This window comes from Rossellomorea sp. ABR4_004 (assembly GCF_056159585.1).
In genome coordinates this window covers 2,271,501-2,292,332 of sequence record NZ_JBSWVM010000001.1, presented here as the reverse complement: position 1 = coordinate 2,292,332, position 20,832 = coordinate 2,271,501, and the positions used below count along the sequence as shown (strand labels likewise).

Genomic DNA, 20,832 nt, shown 5'->3' with positions numbered 1-20,832 from the left:
TTGGTTTATAAAGGGGGATTACAATTGTCGAATTGGATAGTGACCAGCAAGGACTTATATTTACTGGTAAAGATGTTAGGCGGGAAAGTACTGATAGGAATAACAAACCCATTTCCTCATTATCAAGAAGATGATGAACTGGAAAAGGAATGGGAAAGTATGTTCAAGAAGCTCAATAAGATGGGGCTTGTGGATTATATCCAAGGAGAATTAAAATTCGAGGGTCAATTTATTGAAGCCATGTGGGTTCTGGCAAGAAGCAATTTGGTTGCAGAAATCGTAACAGATCATCAGGAACAAAGTATTTTTTACTTTAGTGATGACCGGGTCATTGAATGCCTGAAAGAGAGTGAGATGAGCTTTAAGGTGATTCAGCACCCGGCACCTAACCATACAATGAAACAAATCATTTTTCCCCGGATGCTGATGGGAATCGAAGATCGAGCTGTTCGAGTGGGTGATCCACTGTACATTATCCCGAGGGAATATCTTAGTTACTGTGAACATCGGGCCATTTTTAATGTAAACCAGGTAGCGATTAATAATAATATGGATTCTGATTGTTTACTAGTAAAGCAGTTTAATAAATCAATACAAAGAAAGATTCATACTAATCGATTAATGATGTTCTACAGAGATAAAAATGAATGGAATATTGAAGGTGTTCATGTTCTATCATCCCCCTCTTATAATTGGACGTTAAGAATGATGAGTAAAAACGGTATCGAATGGTTAGAAGCTAAACAAGCAACGGGCGATAAATTAGTAAGGGAGATTGTCGGGGTATTGGAGAGAGTAAAGGAAAATCATCTAGTGAAATAAAATCTCTCCCTTTTAGCGGTATGGGGCTTTCATTGCCTTGTATATCAAAATGGAGTAAAGAATAAATTTCACGAGCATGTTCATAATAACCGTGAAGACAGGAGGTGTGGACATGCCAAATCAAAATGATAACAAATTCAAAAAAATCCAATCTGAGAGCTTCAAACAAGGGAAGACTCAGGAAGAATACGCTGCCGAGCTTGAAATGAACAAGATGAAAAGCCAAAAAAGGAAGTAACCTCGGTCTACATAAAAGAGCCATCCCGGCTTTTAACGGGATGGCTCTTTCTATTAGAGCGATGCTTTGATCACTTTTTTATAATACAGAACCGATAATACACCAAAGATTGAATACAGAATTGTATATAACCCCATTACAATTATCATCGGCGTCCAAACCTCGGCACCGAACAGGAACCATCCGGATTGAACCGCGAAGTAACTGTGCAGCAGACCGATGAGGAGAGGGATTCCGAAGCTGAAAAGCTGCTTGGCTTGAATGCCTCTCAACAAGTCACCTTGAGTGAAGCCCAGTTTTCTTAAAATCGTATAGTTCGGTTTCTCATCTTCACTTTCGTCCATTTGCTTAAAGTACAGGATGCATCCGGATGTGATCAGGAAGGTGAGACCAAGGAACCCAACGATGAACATGATGAGTCCGATATTTTGTTTCTGTTCTGCTTTCATATCATATTGGGAATCGTTTGCCCATCCTTCGTCGAGGCTTAACTCATGAAAGAGGTCGTTTGCTTTCAAGATATCTTTTTCTTGTTCAATCGTCACCCCGATGTAGAGAGAGGATTCCTTCTGTATAGCAGGATCTAAATCATTCTTCAGGCGTTTGAATACATTGTCATCAACGATCACAACAGGTGATCCACCTGCTGTGAAATACCATGAAATCGGGTATTCATCCCTCATTCCCAAGTACTTAAGCTTGGTGACCTCCGTCTTTCCTTTCAGTTCCGTCACCCCTGAATCATGTAACGGAATGACCTTTTGAAGTAAGTCGCTATATCCTGTAAAGACCGTTTCGTCTTCTTTTACATCGACGCCTTCAACGTCTTTCTCGCTGATGACCGAGTTCGGCATGGCATCCAATGAACCGTTCAGTTCGCCAAATTCAGAGTCTGTAATGCCTTTCAGGTTGACCAACACTTCAACGACTTCGATTTCTTCCTTCTTGAATTCGATGCCATTGTCCAGTAGGGCATCTTTAAAGTGTTGGAAGTCTTGTGTATTTGTAAATGAAAAATCCGTAGGAACATTATTTTGTGCTGTTTTTTCAGCCGAGTAATAGCCGATATAGCTTAAGGACAATAAAGCGATAGCAAGTGCCGACACGGTCGTGATGATTGTCAATAGTAAGGCATTGGATTTCATCCTGAACATGATGGATGAAAGGGATAGCACCTCATTGATGTTCAAGTATCCATCTTTCCTTTTTCGGATGAGGTTGAAAATAAAGCTGACGGACCCTTTATAAAAAAGATACGTTCCTAGAATGACTGAACCGAGTATAACCAGCATGGCTCCAAACAGCTGAGGCATGGTCGTGAAGTCCCCGCCAAACAATTTGGAAGATACGTAGTACCCGGAGGCAACGAGGATCATCCCACAGATCCCGATGATAATCTCAAACTTGGACATCTTTTTCACTTTGGTTTCCGTCGATGAACGTACCCTGAACAGAGATAATATACTTTGCCTTTTAATAAATACAAAGTTCATCAGCATGATCAGCAGGTAGATCGCGCAGAAGACAATGATGGTCTGGATAAGTGCATGGGTTGAGAAGTGGAGTGTGGCGATTGCCTCGACTCCGGTTATTTTGAATAAGATCATGATGATCAATTTTGAGAAAGAGAATCCGATCAAGATGCCGAGTAACAACGACCCGAAATAAAGGATGAAGTTCTCCACGGTCAAAATACGAAAGATTTTATTTTTTGTCATTCCGATTAACTGAAATAATCCGATTTCTTTACTTCTTCTTTTAATGAAGAGGGTATTGGCATATAAAAGAAAAATAGAGACGATTGCGACAAGTAAAACAGAAGCCGCACGAACCGCTGCGCCGCCTTTGATGGATCCCTTTGTTGCATCCATGGATGGATCATACTGCAGGGTCACAAAGGCGAAATAAAGCGCGACACTAAAGACCAGAGCAAATACATAAAGGTAATAATTCTTGAGGTTTTTCTTGAGATTTCTGAAAATAAGGGTATTAATGTTCATTCTGCACCCCGCCGAGCACCCCTTGGGTTTTCATGATGTCCTTGAAGAAGTGCTGTCTTTCCTGTTCGCCTTTATTTAATTGAGTATAAATTTGCCCGTCCTTGATGAAAATCACCCGACTGCAGTAGCTTGCTGCCACGGGATCATGCGTTACCATGACGATCGTCGCTTTCAGCTTGTGATTTAACTCACTCAGCTTATTTAAGAGATCAGAGGCCGACTTTGAGTCGAGAGCACCCGTCGGTTCATCTGCGAAAATGATGCTTGGCTCATGGATGAAAGCCCGTGCTGCTGATGTACGCTGTTTCTGGCCGCCTGAGATTTCGTTCGGATACTTATCTTTCAGTTCAAGAATCCCAAGCTCTGAAGCAAGGTCGTTGAACTTTTGGTCCGCTTCCTTTTTGGGTGTCTTGGTAATGGATAAAGGCAGAAGAATGTTCTCCTTCACCGTCAATGTGTCGAGCAGATTGTAATCCTGAAAGATAAAGCCCAGGTGATTCTTCCGGAATTCGGCGAGCTGCTTTTCTTTCATCATCGTCATTTCATTGCTCTCGATCTTTATCGAACCTTCACTCACTTTGTCGATGGAGGAAAGAACATTTAAGAGAGTGGTTTTTCCAGAACCCGATGCCCCCATGATACTCACGAATTCTCCTTTTTGGATCGACAGGTCGATTCCCTTTAAGACTTCCTGCTTATTGAATTTATTTCCGTAGCTTTTATGAAGTTTTGTTGCTTCTAATATCGTCATCGTGAAAAACTCCTTTGATTTGATACCCTTATTATAAAAAGCAGGAAGATTCTTTTCCTTTTATTGTTCGAACAAAACAGAAAAGCATGTGACATTTTTGTCACACGCCTGTAAGTTGGACGAAATCATTCTTCTGGGGAAAGGTAAGGGTGACCAGGGTCCCTTCGCCTCGTTTAGATGTAACATCTATCGAAATCAGTAAAGGTTCTGAAACTCTTTTGGTTAAATATAATCCCATTCCGGTAGATGCGTGATCATTGTGCTCGATGGTCGAGGTGAAGCCTTTGTCAAAGATCCTCGGCAGGTCCTTGGGATCTATGCCTCTCCCGAAATCCTGGATTGTGACGACAGCTTTCCCGCCATGCTCTTCACTTTTAATAATTATATCCGATGAAGCACTATATTTTACGGCATTGGTTAAAAGCTGTCTGATCATAAAAGCAAGCCATTTTGCATCGCTCAGCACTTCTGTGATATCCAGTTGAATGTCAAATCCAATTCCCTTTTGAATACACCAGGATTGCAGCGTTTTTATTTCCTGATATATAACGGTCTCAAGATCGGTTTTCTCGATATATAAATCATTTTCCATAATCGACATCCGTTTCTGATGGAGCTGTTGATCCAGCAGAAGGTGGATCCGCAGCCATTCGTATTTTATTGGTGCCTTTAAAGATTGGTTCTCTAAACGCTCAATCATCAAATGCATGGCAGTCAGTGGGGTTTTCACTTCATGGATCCAGGACAGGAGGTCATCCTTTTCCTGTTCGAGCAGCATCCGATTTTCAGATGCTGCCTTCCTCAGAAGGTTCGCCTGCTCCGATAAACTATCCGAAACGATTTCTTCAAATGGAGTATCGGGGGCATCCACTCCTGTAATATTGAGATTATGATCCCATTCTTTCAGTCGTTTAAAGAAACGGGTTTCCTTCTGATAACGAATGAAAACGAAGACGATGAAAAAGAGCAGCGATAGGAACACCATATAAAGGATCGGTTGTAGGGGGATGGCCGTATCGATATAGGCAACAAAGATCCATAACAGGTGAAGAGCGGTAAAGAACACTATCCAGCTTTTTCGTTCCCATAAGTATGTACGGATCATGGTGCATCCTCTTCAATGGCCATATACCCTTGCCCCACTTTGGTTTCAATGAAGCGGCCCAATTCAATCTCTTCAAGCCGTTTCCGAAGGCGGTTCACATTGACGGTCAACGTGTTATCGCTGATGAACCGTTTATCATCCCAGAGGCTATTAATCAACGCATCCCTGCTGACAATCTTATTTTTCTGCTCAATTAGGAGCTTTAAGATGTACATTTCATTCTTCGTCAATTCGATGGCTCCCCGTTCATTGGTTACGGTGTTACGCTCATAATCAACCGTTGCCCCGCACCAGGTCTTGATGCTCACCTGTTCGGTGTTATAGTTATAAACTCTCCTAAGGGTCGCTTGAACCTTTGCAATCAGTACATCAAAATGAAAGGGCTTCTGGATGAAGTCATCTGCCCCAAGCTGCATGGACATGACCATATCCGTCGGGTGATCACGAGAGGACAGGAACAGGATCGGCACATTGGAGTGTGTACGGATCATCCGGCACCAGTGGAAGCCGTCGAATTTAGGCAATTGAATATCAATGATCACAAGATCCGGTTTCACTTCGGTGAACTCCTGCATCACGTGGTTGAAGTCCGTGATTCCATATACATCATAGGACCACTGGGAAAGTCGCTCCTTGATTTCGTTATATAGGGTTGTGTCATCTTCGATTAGTAATAATTTCAATTTAGTCACCACACAATCTTGCTGTTTACATAAATTGTATAGGAAATTGAATAGGTTTTCCATATGACTCAAGAAAGGAACTGTTTTATTTAGAAGTATTTTGATTATTTTAACAAAATATGGGTATTTAACTCCTAAAAGCAATTTACCAAATTGCATAAGAAAGGAATTAAATCATGAAGAAACTTCTATGGTTATCAGTAATAATACCGGTATTGTTAAGTGGATGTGGGGAAGTGCAGATTTCGATTAATAAGGACCAGGAAGTGGAGTCCAAAGAGCCGGTCAGTAATAAGAATGATAATGAGAAAGTAGAACTAATGAATGATGGCTCGGAAAGTGAGGAGGTGACAGATGTCGATAAGCAAAAGGCTATCCTTCAATTCATTAACGAGGATATCTATAAGGTGGCAGAATATGAAGTCGTCGCCTTTCAGTCACTGGCATCGGTTTCTGGTGTCAACTATACGGATGATCCAACCGTCTACAATGAGCTGACAAGAAACACCATTCCAGCCTACGAGAAAGCCTTGAAAGAAGCGAAGGGAATTGAGGCGGAGATTCCTGAGCTTGAGGTAATGACGGACCGGATCGTGACGGCGACTCAGACCTTTTACGATGCACTCATTCTCGAAAAAAAGGCAATTGAAGATCAGGATGAAGACTTGATTAATCAATCCAATGCTAAAATGGAGGAATATTACAAACTGGTGGAGGCTTACCATTCGGATATGCAACTTCTCGCAGAAGAATATGGTGTGACGTATGACTTGAATGAACCGAAACAAAATGTAGAGGAATTATAAGAAATTAAAAAATGAACAGATATTCTTTTAAGATCATTCACTACGCTAAGATCCTTACTCTTGAATAAAGAGTAAGGATCTTTATGTTAACGAATGCACCTTTTATAAAATTTTGTTTTTTAAAAAGAAACGGTTTAAAAAAGTAAAAATAAGGATATATAGTAAGTACTTGTAACTAATGGGTCGGATTCTTCAATATGCAACCACCTATCAATGTAATTAATGGAGAGTCTTAAGTCTTTGTTTTAGCACTATTTTCCTAATTGAATCAAGCGTCTCTTATAACAAATGACCTGAAAGTGTTTATTCCTGTAGTTATAAAGTTTCCTTTTCACTGTAAAAATTGTGTTTATATGTATGTTTATAATAGTATGATATTGGAAGTGTGGAAACAATTGTAATAAAAAGGATTTTGATGAAAGAATACGGGTTACATAGTTTACAAGGTTCATGTTTCTTATTTGGGTACTCTGATTTGATATAGATGATTACCACCAACAATTTCAATTAAGGGAGAGGAATTACATGTCAGGAATTATTCGTGTTACCCCAGCAGAATTGATTAGTATGTCGAACCGATACACAAGTGAAAGCAGCCAGGTAGGAGAGCAGATTTCACGTCTGGATAATATGATTTCTGAGCTTGAAGGTATGTGGGAAGGTGAATCAAGCCGCGCGTTTGGAGAGCAATATCAAACTTTGCGCCCTTCATTCCTGCAAATGCAGCAACTGCTTGAAGACATCTCAATGCAATTGACTAGCACTGCTAAGTCTCTTGAAGATGCAGATGCTCAAATTGCCAATCAAATTCGCGGATAAGTTTATCCCCAACCATTTTAAACATGAAGGAGCGCTTATCATTATGTGGCGCTCCTTCCTTATGAGGTGAAACCCGACATGTATATAGAAATTACCATCGATTTAGGACATTACGAGGAGAAGAGCTTCGATCTTAGATTATCAAACTACCATACTGTTAAAAAACTGATCGATCTTGTGTGGCAGTCTCAGAAACTTACAACCGATCCCAGAGAGGGTTGTTGGATCCGTGTTGTAAATAAACAAAAAGTGGTTCCCGGTCATGCAAGGCTGATCGATGCTGGAATTCATTCTGGAGATCGAATTGAAATACTATAAAGGAGACCAATAGAATGTCACAAAAAAGTGGATCATACTTAGAAGAAAAGCTCGAAGCCATTGTACATAAAAAAGAAAATAAAATGACATTTATCTTTCAAAAAGAAAAGATAAAGTTGGATCATATTGAGGAAATTCACTTCCTGAAGAACATTAACCCATCCATACAAAGAGAAATCACGATGGAAAATGATGAATTGTGCATCGTGAATACCATACCTGACTCCTTCTCTTTTTATCCCCAATTAAAAGCGAATGAGAAAGAAAGGTTGATGTCTGCCTATCAACTGGTACAGAACGTACGAAACCATACCTTATCACGTCTCCATCTCATTATTTGCCCGGAAAATATTGTATTCGATCAAGGCCTGACTCCCCACTTTATTCATTATGGCGTTAAGGAGAGTCTTCCCCCTTACGAAAAAGAGGCAGATTTGTTGTTAAAGCAGACTAAAGCTACTGTCGCAGCTATTGTAGATCAGCAGCATACATTTGATGATTACTTTAAGTTCAGTGAAACGCTAAAATTGTCGTCAATGACCAAGGATATCTTGGAAGCCGAAAGCATCGAACGTGTCGGAGAAGTGTTGAATCATTCAATAAAAGAGGCAAAAAAGTCTGATTCCCTCCTTATGACTGTGAGTAAGAAAAAGTGGAAACTCAATCGTTATGTACTGTTCGGAATATCTTTGCTTTTAGTACCGGCAATTATTTACTCTATCTATTCTTTATTCTTTATGTTCCCTAAGCAGGAGAGGGTAGTAGCAGCTCAAGAGAGTTTTCTCCTGAATAAGTATAGCGATGTGGTGACTGAACTACAATCTTATGAGGTTGAAGAAATTCCGAAGGTCACTCAATATCAACTCGCCCTCTCTTATATCATTAACGAATCCTTAACAGAAGACCAAAAAGAGAATGTACAAAATACTGTCTCTCTTCAATCTGATCCACTTTATTATGAGTATTGGATCAATATCGGAAGAGGAAAGGCTGAGGAAGCGTTAGAAGCAGCCAGGTTCTTAGAAGACCGGGATTTAATTCTGTTTGGGCTTCTTAAGTACCGAGAGCAAGTCAAGGCAGACGGAGATCTTGATAGCGAGGAAAGACAGCAGGAATTAGATGAGATTGAAAGTGAAATAGCTGAATACGAGGAAGAAATGAAAGCGTTGGAAGACGAACAGCCATCACAACCGGCACAAACAACGGAAGAACCGCAAGAGAATGAGGAAAAAAAGACACCTGAACAAAAACCGGCAGAGACTGATGGAGAGAGTTCCACCCCTCCAACTCAGCCTGATAAGAAGGAATCCTGACAAATAAACTAACTGGGGAGGTGAGCATATGTATGCCCTTTGGGTTTTTCACGATCATTACTATCAGTCAATCATGATTGAGGATGAAAATAAAAAAATTACATTAGGTCCACGATTGGAAGATTCAATCAGGATTCTTTCGCTGCCATCGTCAGCCGAGGCCATTTTCGTAGAGCACTCCGGCGATACTTTCAAGCTATATCAAGACGGGAAAGAAGAAAGGATTCTTAAACCAGGCAGCAAAGAATCTTTGCTTGCAGGTGATAAAGAACTGCACATAATGGTCACGCCTTTACCAATAAAGTCTCAAATCTATTATGTCGGTCATAAAGAAGAAATCAGTATATCTACTGAACAACCGGACGCAACCATTTATTATGAGAAAAAGGATCTCATTCACACTTGCCATTGGTATAAAAATGAGAATGGTGAATGGGTAATGGATGCTGATGAGGCGTCTTCGCTTTATCTAAACGGGCACCTGGTCAATGGGAAACAAGCGCTTAAGGTTGGAGACATTTTATTTTCTCCTTTTTTAACTATTACCCTATTAGAAGATGATTTAATCGAGATACATAGTATCGATGACTATCAAACTGAATTAATGGCATCTATACGTCCTACATCAGAAATGCAGAAGAAATACCCTAATTATCGCCGTACGCCACGCATGATTTATGATCTTCCTGATGAAAAGGTTCAATTGTCCTTTCCAAGTCAGGAATCGAGTGATACAAATCGCAGTTTATGGTTGATCATTCTTCCCCCATTGATGATGTTAATCGTCATGGCCATTGTGGCGCTCGTGATTCCACGTGGAATTTTCATTATTATCTCGATGGTGATGTTTACAACCACTTTAGTAACGTCAACCGTCCAATTTTTTAAAGATAAGAGCAATAGAAAGAAATTCAAGGAACGAAGGAAACGGATCTATACTCATTATTTAGAGAGTAAGAGAAAAGAACTTCAGGAGCTTGCCGAGAAACAGGCAGATGTTCTGCAATTTCACTTTCCTGCCTTTGAAAGAATGAAGTATCTGACAGAGCAGCTTTCCGATCGTCTTTGGGAAAGGACCCTTGAAAGTCCGGACTTCCTCCAGTTTCGGTTAGGAAGTGGGAAAGTACCTGCAAGCTACAGTATTTCAGTGAATTCTTCCGATATGTCAAATCGTGAAATGGATGAGTTATTGGAAGAGTCCCAGAAGTTAGAAATGGTTTATCGTGAGATTGAACAATTACCCGTGACAGCGGATCTTCATAAAGGGGCAATAGGTTTGATCGGTAAGGAATCCGTCTATAAAAATGAGATTCACCAGCTGATCGGGCAATTGGCGTTCTTCCATAGTTACCATGATGTAAGGTTTGTCTATATCTTTCAGGAGGAAGAGTATACGGATTGGGAGTGGATGAAGTGGTTACCACACTTTCAATTACCACAGTCCTTTGCTAAAGGGTTCATTTATAACGAGAAAACCAGGGATCAAATCCTTTCTTCCATATATGAGGTCCTTCGAGAAAGAGATATTGAAGAAGACTCAGATAAAGTACGTTTTTCACCACATTACGTTTTTATCATAACCAATCATCAGCTGATTTCAGACCATGTGATACTGCAGTATTTAGAAGGGGAATACGCTCATTTAGGAATGTCCGTCATTTTTGCTGCAGAGGCGAAAGAGAGCTTGTCTGACAATATCCACACTCTCGTTCGTTATATCAATGACAAGCAAGGGGACATTCTGATTCAAAATAAAAAAGCGGTTAAGATTCCATTCGAAATGGATGAATACAAGCATGAGGGCAATGAGCAGTATGCAAGGACATTGAGGACTCTTAATCATCAAATCGGAATGACAAACTCCATTCCTTCAAGTGTTTCTTTTCTGGACATGCTTAAGGTGAGGGATGTTGATCAGCTTCCTATTCAAGAGAACTGGCTATCCAGAGAATCAGCTAAATCCCTAGCTGTTCCCGTTGGTCTGAAAGGAAAAGAAGATATTGTCGAGCTGAATTTGCACGAGAAGGCACATGGTCCCCATGGATTACTTGCCGGAACAACCGGTTCAGGAAAGAGTGAATTTTTACAAACGTATATTCTTTCTTTAGCGGTTCATTTCCATCCTCACGAAGTAGCATTTCTATTAATCGACTACAAGGGTGGAGGAATGGCCCAGCCATTCAAGAATATCCCGCATTTATTAGGGACGATAACCAATATTGAAGGAAGTAAGAACTTCAGTACGAGGGCACTTGCTTCAATCAAGAGTGAATTGAAACGCAGGCAGCGCTTATTCGATCGTTACGAAGTGAATCATATCAATGACTATACACGTCTTTACAAGCAAGGCAAAACGGAAGACCCCCTTCCTCATTTATTCTTAATATCAGATGAGTTTGCTGAACTTAAGAGTGAAGAGCCGGAATTCATTAAAGAACTTGTAAGTGCAGCCCGTATCGGTCGTAGCCTGGGAGTTCATCTTATCCTTGCTACTCAGAAGCCCGGAGGAGTCATCGATAATCAGATATGGAGTAATGCCCGTTTCCGCGTCGCTCTTAAAGTACAGAACACGGAAGACAGCCGTGAAATCCTTAAAAATGGGGACGCAGCCTCGCTGACCGTAACAGGGAGAGGGTATTTACAGGTCGGGAATAATGAGGTGTATGACCTGTTTCAATCTGCATGGAGTGGAGCTCCCTATCAGGAGGAATCCTATGAATCAGAGGATGAAGTTGCGATTGTTACTGATTTAGGGCTTATTCCGTTATCGGAAGTTTCGACTAATCCGAGCCACCAGAAAGAAATGGTCAGTGAAATTGACGCTGTTGTCGATCGAATTGAAGCTTTACAGGATCAGATGAAGTTAGAGAAGCTTTCCAGCCCATGGCTCCCCCCTCTTTCAAATCGCATCTACCGTACTTCATTTGCACAGAGAGAGGAGAATAAGATCTTACTTTCCATGATTGATGAACCTGAGAAACAGAGTCAGACCCCGTACCATTATGAAGTAATTGAGGACGGGAATGTCGGAGTCTTTGGTTCTTCAGGATATGGGAAGACTCAAACGCTAATCACTTTATTGATGGGGATGGCCACTCAGTTTACACCTGAGGAAGTTCATTATTATCTTCTTGATTTTGGGAACGGTGGCTTACTGCCTTTAAAGCAGCTTCCGCATACTGCAGACTATTTTCTCATCGATGAAGAAAGAAAGATCGAGAAATTCATCGGCATCCTGGATGATGAATTAGCCCGCAGAAAGCAGCTCTTCCAAAAGCAGGAAGTAAGCTCGATTAAAATGTATAACACCATAAGTGAAGAAAAACTGCCTCTTCTATTTGTAACAATTGACAATTTCGATTTGGTTAAAGAAGAGATGCAAGAGCTTGAAACGCAAATTAATCAATTTGCAAGGGATGGTCAGTCATTGGGAGTGTATATGTATTTTACAGCTACCCGGGTAAATTCAGTCCGTCAGTCGCTAATGAATAATTTAAAGACAAAAATCGTTCACTATCTGATGGATAGCTCAGAGGCTTATACGATGCTTGGGCGACTACCATTCAGCCCGGAAGCCATTCCAGGTAGAGCGATTGTTAAGAAAGATACAGCTTTCTTTTCTCAAGTATTCCTTCCAACAGAAGGGAAGGACGATTATGAGCAGATGAATCTCCTAAAGGATGAAATTCAATTATTGAAAGAAAAGTATAAAGGACTAATGTCACCTGATCCGGTACCTATGCTCCCGACAGAGTTGACGATGGTCAACTTTACCCAATATACAGATTCAGGCAGGAAAGAAGGGCTGCTGCCGGTCGGCTTAGACGAAGAATTAGTTAAGCCGGTGTACGTAAACTTTAAAAAGACGAAGCATTGTCTTGTATTGGGACAGGCTCAAAAAGGAAAAACAAACGTCCTGAAGGTTTTAGCCAATACGGCGTTATTGCAGGATAGTGAGCATATAGCGATATTCGACTCCATTGACAGGGGACTTTCAAATTTAATGAAAGAAGAAAAAGTAGTCTATATGGAGAACAAAGAGCATATCACTATGTGGCTTAATAGAGTAGAAGAATTATTTAGTTTAAGAGAAGAGCAATATAATCTATCTATTCAAAAGGGTAGTGCACTTCCATCCTTCTCACCTGTCATTCTCATCGTAGATGGATATGCAAGGTTCCTTCAGAATTTGGATGCACTGCTTCAAGACCGAATGGTTAAATGTATGAAAAATTATAGTCATTTAGGGTTCTGTATGATTGTTTCCGGAAACAACAGTGAATTAACAAAGGGCTACGACACTTTAACAGTCGAGGTGAAGCAGGTTCGCCAGGCTCTTGTCTTGATGAAAAAATCTGAACAAACCTTGTTCACGCTCAGCTATGATCGAAGAGAACCAGAAATACAACCAGGATTTGGTTATTATGTAGAAAACGGTAAAGAAACTAAAATTCAAATACCACTTATGGTAACGGAAAGGAAAGTACACGCATGACAGAGAAAGTAAGCCTATTTAAACTCTTATTAGCGGTCATGATGATTCTTGCCACTCCACTTCTTTTCTTCCGGTCAGTTGGGGAAAATCCTCTGAAAGTAAAAGAAAACGCTACTCAATCCATCGCCATTGTGAACGAAGATGCCGGAACAGAATTGGATGGAGAGACGTTGGCATTTGGAGGGGATGTTACGTCCATTCTGGAGGATCAATCATCCTTTGAATGGACAGTTGTAGGCAGAAGTGCAGGAGAAAACGGTCTTCAAAGCTCTAAATATGATGCCGTCGTGTATATACCTTCGGACTTCTCTGACAAAGTGATGACATATGATGAGGAAAGACCAGTAAAAACAAATCTGAATTATAAAGTTCAAACGCAACTGAATGCCGTAAACAAAGAAAAAGTCCTTTTAGAGATTGAAAAGGCTACTAAAAGAGTGAATAACAAGATGTCCTCACTCTATTGGAATTATGTATCGGCAGACATGGAGAATATTCGTGCCGAATTCGATGAAATCCTACAAAAAGAGCAGGCTTTCCAAGAAACGATGCTATCATTCTATAAACCAAGCTCGAAAGATTTGGCCGGCCAAATCCAACAACAGACCTCGATGCTGTCAAATCTGCAAAACTCGATTCAGCAGGCAGACAGCCGTGCACCACAGCAGCAAAACACGCTGTCATCGTTTGAACAAAGCCTTTCCAGTTTTGTTGAATATGTCAATCAGTATAGAGACTATCAGGATAATCAAAAGCAATTACTCGCTGATATTCAATCACAATCGGTTGAAATGATCAACGCGTCAACTGAAAACCAGCAGCCAAGATATTTGAAAGCAAAATCGCTATTCTCTGAACAAAGTCAATCCCTTGCTGCAGGAATGACCCAACTAAATAATAATATGGAAACGAACCAGACGGTGTTTACAGATTTACAAGAACGCAGGTTTGAAGAAGTAGGGAGGCAGGTAGAAGATTTTTACTCATTCCAGGAACGGGTGTTAAACTTCTATCAGCAATTGCAGGACACTACGACTTTGAATAACCTGCAAGGAAATATTTTTGAACTTAACAACAAGTTGGCAGAAGGAGACGGAGAAATTTTTAATCCACCCGCTCCACCTGAAATTCCTGAGCCACCAAAAGACGGAGAGGAACCTGGCCCTCAACAGGTCATCATCTCCTCCCAAGAAGGTGAGCCAGGGCCGGGAGAACCAAGCGATCCTCCTCCTGCACCACCGAATTTAGACCCGGAAATAAATGAACTGACAGCCATTTCAACAGAAATCGATGCGTTGAAAGAAACACTGACCAATTTAACAGAACCAACACCTGAAGCTATAACCGAGGCAGTGACCAATATTCAAACAATCAATGATCGCATCCTGCAGGTTCGAACGCAGCTGCAAGGAAAAAATAATAGTTCAGAAAACCCTCTGCAGGCTGAAGTGGATAGACTGTTGGGAGAAGTATCAAGACTTCTTGAAGATAATCAGACATTAATTGATAAAATAGACGAATTGACCAAGCAGGTTGAAGCTCTTACAACTGAAAATCAAGAACTTAAAGATCAGGTTACGACATTGACTGATACGAATGAAGCTCTGATTAACCAATTGGAGATGTTCTCTGACAATATTTCGAATATCGTTGCCGAAATCGAGGATAAAGAAAGCTCCATCCTGAACTCAGCCGCTTTGTCTGAAAATAGAAGAAACACTCTTTATGGTTATTTTTCTCGGGGGATTAATAACTATAAGCTCATGGATCTTCTACACTATTACTCTTACCTGGATCGATATGAAGCGACTCTTAACGGTATGTTAACGGAGAATGGAGTAAAAGCGGCCGTTCTTCAGGATGAAGAGTTGAAGAATGAGATCAATGAGATTCTGAAAGTAAGTCAGTCTGAACAAGCGGAGTGGGAGCAGTTAAATACAGGGCTGCCGAATACAGAGGATGCTCTTAACGCGCTTCAAGACTCATTTACCGTGTTTGCAGCAGAATACAACCAAACGCTTGATGACCAGCAATCTCAGCTTACAGAGAGCCTGAATGCGATCAATCAAGAAGCGACAACCGTATTAAATCGTATACAACAGCCGGATCAAGCGGCTCCAACTCCGGTATCAGGGGCAACAGGTCCGGATTTAGTTGGGAACCAGAAGCAAATTGGAAGTGAAATTAAGTCTATCCATTCCTTCCTGGATACAGTGAGTGAAAGCCAAAATACAATCGTGTCCTATACAAATGAGCTCCAATCGAATGTATCCAATGTTCAAAGCGATGCGGATACACTGAATAATAAGTGGGCGACAAATGTAGCCTCCACTCAATTAATACGCGATGATGTGTTTAGTGTACTGGGGAATGCGTTCGTTGACGGACAATCCAATGGGTATGTGTATGATTTCTTGACAAATCCTCTTAATGTAAATGGAGATGTCCCGGAAGAAAAGAAAGCAAGTGCCCTGCCACCTGTTGTGATTTTATTTATTATCTTGTTGTCCAGTTTACTTATTGGATACACAAGCTATTACTTCCAAAATGCTCCCCTTTGGATACAAGGGGTGATATTCCTACTTTTAAATCTCATTGTAGGATTTGTTATTAGCCTTTATGGCTTGGACATTTATCCGCTGGTTGAATCCCGTTCAGTTGAATGGACGATCTTTACCATCCTCCTTCTATTAGCAGGATCAGGATTAATCCGTGTTGCTTTTGTCACGCACAGGTTATTGGGTTGGTTTGTCTCTGTAGGACTGGTAGCACTGTTCGTGACCCCATTATTGGCATTAACAACACCTAACTTTACATTTAAAGACCCGATGTCGACCGTTTATATGTCTATACAATATGGATCAGACTCTTTGTTTAATCAAGCTGTCATTGTACTTGGGTTGATCGTTATCGGCTTAACCATCGTGCAGGTGTTAGTAGACAAACGCTCTCATAAAACATCTGATGAGGGTACGGAAGCGTATGAGGGGTAAAATACTGATTCAATTGATATTAATCGGGGGCATTGTGAGCATGTTTGTGCCCCCTATTTCTGCCAATACAAACATTAATGATTTAACCCCGAATGACTATCAAAACAATGATTTCAAAAAGAATACTGACCTCATCCATGACCAGACGCTCACAAATGAAAAAATAAAAATCCCTGAAGAACAAAAAAGCTTAACATTTGAAGGGACTTCCAATAACAGATTGAATGATCTCACTGATAAGTTATTTAAAAGTGAAGAAAAAGATACAAATACCATTAAAGCAAAAGCAGAAAGCCTGAAACTGTTTAGTCAATCCGAATCAGCAAGATTAGGGAGTCTTGAGGAAGGAAGTCAGAATGGTTCTTCCCTCCCTATATTAATTGCTGTATTAGTAGGGATTTGTGTGTTGCTTCTCATCACTGTTATTGTCATTTGGAGTCGATCGGCTCAAGGAAGCAAAGGTTGAAATTATAATAAAGAGGAACCCGTACTAGTGCGGGTTCCTCTTTTACCTTCCCATCTCACTCATCAACGCATGGATCTTTCCCTCTGAATCCTGAAATAACACCCTCCATGTCTTCCTCACCCTTTGTAGAGGCTCCCCGATCGTGGACCATCATTGACAAGGAGATAGCGTCCTTCCTCAACGCTGAAGCAGCCATTGTTTATCTTGTAAAATGCTTTTCCATTTGTGAATGTCTTGATGGAGAGCGTTCCTTCCCCGTCCCAATGGAATTGGTTACTCTTAGCCTGCAGGATGTATCGTTTATTACTATTATACTAAATAATGGAATCTGCTTCGTATGCAAGTTTATTGACGGGAGAGAACCATTTCTAGATAATATGTTTATATGATTAAACATTTAATCTTTAATGACAAGGATGATCTATATGAAAGCAATGACCATAAAACAATATGGGAAAACGATTCCTTTGGAGCTTACCGACCTTCCGATTCCTGAAATGGGTGAACAAGATGTTTTAGTGGAGGTTCACGCAGCGAGTATCAACCCGATTGACTTCAAGATAAGGGATGGCAAGGTGAAAATGCTGTTGAGCTACAAGATGCCATTGGTGTTGGGGAATGATTTCTCCGGTAAGGTGATTCAAACAGGTTCCAAGGTGAGTAAGTTTCAAATCGGGGATGAAGTGTACGGCAGGCCACGGAAGAATCGGATCGGTACGTTCGCTGAGTACCTTTCTGTCCATGAAGATGACGTTTCATTGAAACCGGAAAACCTTACGTATGAGGAAGCGGCGTCCCTTCCTCTGGTGGGTCTAACCACATGGCAGGCATTCCATGAAGTCCTTCAGCTGAAACCCCACCAGAAGATTCTTATCCACGCCGGAGCAGGGGGAGTCGGGACATTTGCCATTCAGCTTGCAAAGGAAATGGGCGCGTATGTGGCCACTACCGCAAGTGAAAAGGGCTTTGATTTAGTTTCCTCTCTCGGAGCAGATAGAGTGGTCAACTATAAGGAAGAGCAATTTGAAGAGATTCTAAACGGATATGATGCTGTGTTTGATACACTAGGCGGCGATTCCCTCAATCGTTCGTTCCGTATACTCAAGCCTCATGGAAAAATCGTGTCTGTTTCTGCAGTGCCAAACCGCAGATTTGCCGTAGAACACAATTTTGGGTTCATAAAACGTCTCTTATTTTCTATAGTTAGCAGAAATATTAGTGCTCTTGAAAAGAAGTTTAACGTAGATTATCACTTCTTATTTATGAAGCCCAGCGGGGAACAGCTGACGAAAATCAAACATCTTGTCGAAAAAGGGAGTATTCGCCCTGTGATAGACAGGGTGTACTCTCTTGAAGAGGCTCAGGAAGCCGTCCAGTACGTCGAAACGGGCAGAGCTAAGGGTAAGGTAGTCATTCAGGTGAAGAAGCCAAAATGACGCAATCTAACGAAATGAAACCTATGAAAGACTTCGGCATGTTGAATGTCGAGGTTTTTTTCGGTTATTTGTTCAATTTATTTGGTAATCTTAATCCTCTTTCATACCTGATAATTTTTATTTTCATATCTCTACTAGTAGATATTTCATTTTAGCTACATATCATTTATCACCATTTCCAATAAAAATAGATAGATTCCTAGCTTCATAAAATAGTAGAATCTGCACAATTCCAAGTAATAATATGTAAAAAAATCAAAGTTTACAAAAATGTATACTTGTAAACAAAAACGTATACAATTGTGTACAAAAATGTATACATGTACACAAGTAGGTATACAAGTTGATATGTAAGGATGTGTACAAAAAGCGTATACAACGATACAAAAATGTATACAACTCTCCTCTTTCTTAACATCAACATTCGATAGAAAAGTAGGATTGACCGGAGAAGAGAAATTGTATACTCTGAGAGTAAGAGTTGAAATTTTTTGACAAATGATTACTCATGAATGAAAGGATGATTTTAATGACGAATTCACGAATTGCAGCCATTGACGTTGGTAATGATTCTCTTAAAGGTATTTTTGGAAAGATGGACGGTGAGGTGAATATTCCGAACGTCATTGCAAGGGATATTGAAGATCGTCCAATTATCGGAATCGAAGAGCTGGATACACAAGACCCACTAGACGGCATACATATTCGTGTCCACTCCCCTACTCTGAAAGATAACAATGCGATTTATCGTGTAGGGAATCTGGCGACGAAGAGCAATAACTCCACTGAACTGGATCCGGGGAGCAGCAAATCGGAAGAAGATCAAACACTGATCATGCTATTTGCTTCTATTGCTCTTGATGCAGCACGCAACGACTCTGATTTCAAAAAGAATAATAAGGTAATAGAAGCAAACTATACATTGGGTACGGGTCTTCCCCTTCGCGAAGTAAAGGAAGGAAAAGATGTCGGGTACCGTTCAAGATTATTAGGTTCCGTACACCAAGTAGAGTTCCTGGTAACCCCCCGCTATCAAGGCATCAAAGTGAATATTAAATTTGATGAAGTAAAGGTATACCCTGAAGGATTCGCAGCATTCATCAACCTTGTAATGGATAACAATCTGAACATCATTAATAAAGACCTTATTGATAAGCGTATCTTAATTCAAGATATCGGTGGGTTATCGACGGATATCGCGGTCATTAAGGATCGAAAAGTAGACGATGATAAAGCCCAAGGATTTAACCTTGGTGTTTCTGAATCTCTAGAATGGATCCGTGAGGAAATCCGCTCAAGACATGGTATCGAGCTCGACAGTCGCCGTGATGTGGTAGAAATCATCACGAAGAAAAATGATCGCAATCATATTATGGTTAAAGGAAGTCGTACAAGCGTACACGACATCGTTGACCGTATTATGCTTGAACTTGCTAAGAAGCAATACCGTCACCTTCGCAATATGTGGCAAAAGAATTCTCAAACGGAAATCTGCTACTTCATTGGTGGAGGCTCAAGCGTCCTGAAAGAGTATATCAAGACGCTTAATAACAATCTTGACGGGTATAATATCGACTTCTTTGAAGATGAGAAGGAAAGCATTTGGATGATGGCCAATGCTTATTACAAGCTGATTGCTGACTTCTCAAGAAAGACCCAAAAACAACAAACCCAGAAAGAAGAACAAAAATTAGCGAAAACCAAATAGGGTGATGGTATGAATGGAAAAGGGATGTCGAGGGGACAACCGATTACGTTTCGAATTCCTTCAGATACACCTGATCATGTATTAAAGCATTTACAAAAGCTAAAGGAAACGGAAAAACGAAATTTCTCCAGTAAAATTGCAGAGCTTGTATTAAATGGAGTAAATGATACGATTTCCAAACAGAGAGAAGCCATTACGATCCCCCTTCCGAAGGGATTGGATAAATCCCAGCGTGACTGGTTGAAGCATGAACACTCAGAAGCGCTGTTGGGGAGTATCGTGTACCAACTGCTTTCAAACCCGGTTCGTACAGCCTCTCTTCTAGCTTCCTTAAGCAGCAATTCATTGGATATTGATGAAGCGCTCTATCTTCAGGAAGAATCTGCAGCAAGTCACGATTCATCTAGGGAGTGGTCCCTAGAGCAAGTGATGGAGGATGGACCGGATGAAGATGCAACAGATGAGCGTTCTTACTCGACTGACGAAGAATTGGACAACTTTGACTGGGACAGTGCCATGAAGCCCCAGGAAACCGTTGAAGAAGAACCTAAAGAAGAAACGATGGAAGATCTCTTAGGCGATTTTCTTTCTCAAATGAATAAATAGGAAAAGAACCAGAAGCAAAGCTGAAAAGCGTGATGCCTCTGGTTCTTTTTTTTTGCAAAGGTTTTTCATGAGATTCATTTCCTCCCTTCCACGATAAAAATCACATTCTGTCTTGGATTTCAACCCGATTCCTCCTTTAGAAACTGTAATCAATTTGTCTTATTTGAATTATTTTTTCTCCAAAAAACCTTACAAGCCATATACCTGTAAGAGAGAAATGTTACAGATTGAAAAATACATATTAAAACATGTATAAAAAATGGCAGTTTATTT

The 20,832-nt window shown here is 40.6% G+C and carries 16 protein-coding genes; 12 read left to right on the top strand and 4 right to left on the bottom strand.

The window, feature by feature from the left end; translation table 11 throughout:
• Positions 1-24 precede the first annotated feature (24 nt).
• Together ACXAF2_RS11565 and ACXAF2_RS11560 are read left to right on the top strand one after the other, a co-directional pair.
• Positions 25-822: a hypothetical protein gene (locus tag ACXAF2_RS11565; RefSeq protein WP_315635237.1), complete on the top strand. Its 798-nt coding sequence runs from the start codon at positions 25-27 to the stop codon at positions 820-822.
• Positions 823-934: 112 nt separating this feature from the next.
• Positions 935-1,060 (top strand): hypothetical protein, encoded by a 126-nt coding sequence (locus tag ACXAF2_RS11560; RefSeq protein ID WP_262481649.1) that lies wholly within the window; start codon positions 935-937, stop codon positions 1,058-1,060.
• Positions 1,061-1,113: 53 nt separating this feature from the next.
• Here the strand turns inward: ACXAF2_RS11560 and ACXAF2_RS11555 are convergent, their stop codons facing one another.
• From ACXAF2_RS11555 to ACXAF2_RS11540, 4 genes are all read right to left on the bottom strand, one after another.
• Entirely contained in the window at positions 1,114-3,060 is a 1,947-nt protein-coding gene (locus tag ACXAF2_RS11555) for an FtsX-like permease family protein (RefSeq protein WP_475138821.1), read from the bottom strand.
• Positions 3,050-3,811, bottom strand: a complete 762-nt coding sequence (locus ACXAF2_RS11550; RefSeq protein ID WP_475138820.1) for an ABC transporter ATP-binding protein — start codon at positions 3,809-3,811, stop codon at positions 3,050-3,052. The genes ACXAF2_RS11555 and ACXAF2_RS11550 overlap by 11 nt, the downstream gene beginning before the upstream one ends.
• A gap of 100 nt (positions 3,812-3,911) precedes the next feature.
• A complete protein-coding gene (locus ACXAF2_RS11545; RefSeq protein ID WP_475138818.1) occupies positions 3,912-4,916 on the bottom strand; it encodes a sensor histidine kinase in 1,005 nt (334 codons plus the stop codon).
• A complete protein-coding gene (locus ACXAF2_RS11540) occupies positions 4,913-5,599 on the bottom strand; it encodes a response regulator (RefSeq protein ID WP_475138817.1) in 687 nt (228 codons plus the stop codon). Before ACXAF2_RS11540 ends, ACXAF2_RS11545 begins: the two co-directional genes overlap by 4 nt.
• Before the next feature lie 176 nt (positions 5,600-5,775).
• Between ACXAF2_RS11540 and ACXAF2_RS11535 the strand changes: the two genes are divergently transcribed.
• The 10 genes from ACXAF2_RS11535 (at position 5,776) to ACXAF2_RS11490 (ending at position 20,559) form a co-directional block, all read left to right on the top strand.
• On the top strand, positions 5,776-6,405 hold the full coding sequence (locus ACXAF2_RS11535; RefSeq protein ID WP_475138815.1) for a hypothetical protein: 630 nt from the start codon (positions 5,776-5,778) through the stop codon (positions 6,403-6,405).
• Positions 6,406-6,930: 525 nt separating this feature from the next.
• Complete coding sequence (locus ACXAF2_RS11530; RefSeq protein ID WP_034764875.1) at positions 6,931-7,224, top strand: WXG100 family type VII secretion target; 294 nt, start codon at positions 6,931-6,933, stop codon at positions 7,222-7,224.
• Positions 7,225-7,302: 78 nt separating this feature from the next.
• Positions 7,303-7,542, top strand: a complete 240-nt coding sequence (gene yukD, locus ACXAF2_RS11525; protein ID WP_148970598.1) for an ESX secretion system protein YukD — start codon at positions 7,303-7,305, stop codon at positions 7,540-7,542.
• 14 nt (positions 7,543-7,556) lie between these two features.
• Positions 7,557-8,855 (top strand): type VII secretion protein EssB, encoded by a 1,299-nt coding sequence (essB, locus tag ACXAF2_RS11520; protein ID WP_475138813.1) that lies wholly within the window; start codon positions 7,557-7,559, stop codon positions 8,853-8,855.
• Positions 8,856-8,883: 28 nt separating this feature from the next.
• Entirely contained in the window at positions 8,884-13,350 is a 4,467-nt protein-coding gene (gene essC / locus ACXAF2_RS11515; RefSeq protein ID WP_475138811.1) for a type VII secretion protein EssC, read from the top strand.
• A complete protein-coding gene (esaA, locus tag ACXAF2_RS11510) occupies positions 13,347-16,343 on the top strand; it encodes a type VII secretion protein EsaA (protein ID WP_475138810.1) in 2,997 nt (998 codons plus the stop codon). Before essC ends, esaA begins: the two co-directional genes overlap by 4 nt.
• Positions 16,333-16,809, top strand: a complete 477-nt coding sequence (gene essA / locus ACXAF2_RS11505) for a type VII secretion protein EssA (protein WP_475138808.1) — start codon at positions 16,333-16,335, stop codon at positions 16,807-16,809. The genes esaA and essA overlap by 11 nt, the downstream gene beginning before the upstream one ends.
• Positions 16,810-17,234: 425 nt before the next feature.
• Positions 17,235-18,245: an NADP-dependent oxidoreductase gene (locus ACXAF2_RS11500; RefSeq protein ID WP_475138807.1), complete on the top strand. Its 1,011-nt coding sequence runs from the start codon at positions 17,235-17,237 to the stop codon at positions 18,243-18,245.
• Between the two features lie 529 nt (positions 18,246-18,774).
• Positions 18,775-19,953 (top strand): ParM/StbA family protein, encoded by a 1,179-nt coding sequence (locus ACXAF2_RS11495; protein WP_149154896.1) that lies wholly within the window; start codon positions 18,775-18,777, stop codon positions 19,951-19,953.
• Between the two features lie 9 nt (positions 19,954-19,962).
• Positions 19,963-20,559: a hypothetical protein gene (locus ACXAF2_RS11490; protein ID WP_475138805.1), complete on the top strand. Its 597-nt coding sequence runs from the start codon at positions 19,963-19,965 to the stop codon at positions 20,557-20,559.
• The last annotated feature ends 273 nt before the right edge of the window (positions 20,560-20,832 follow it).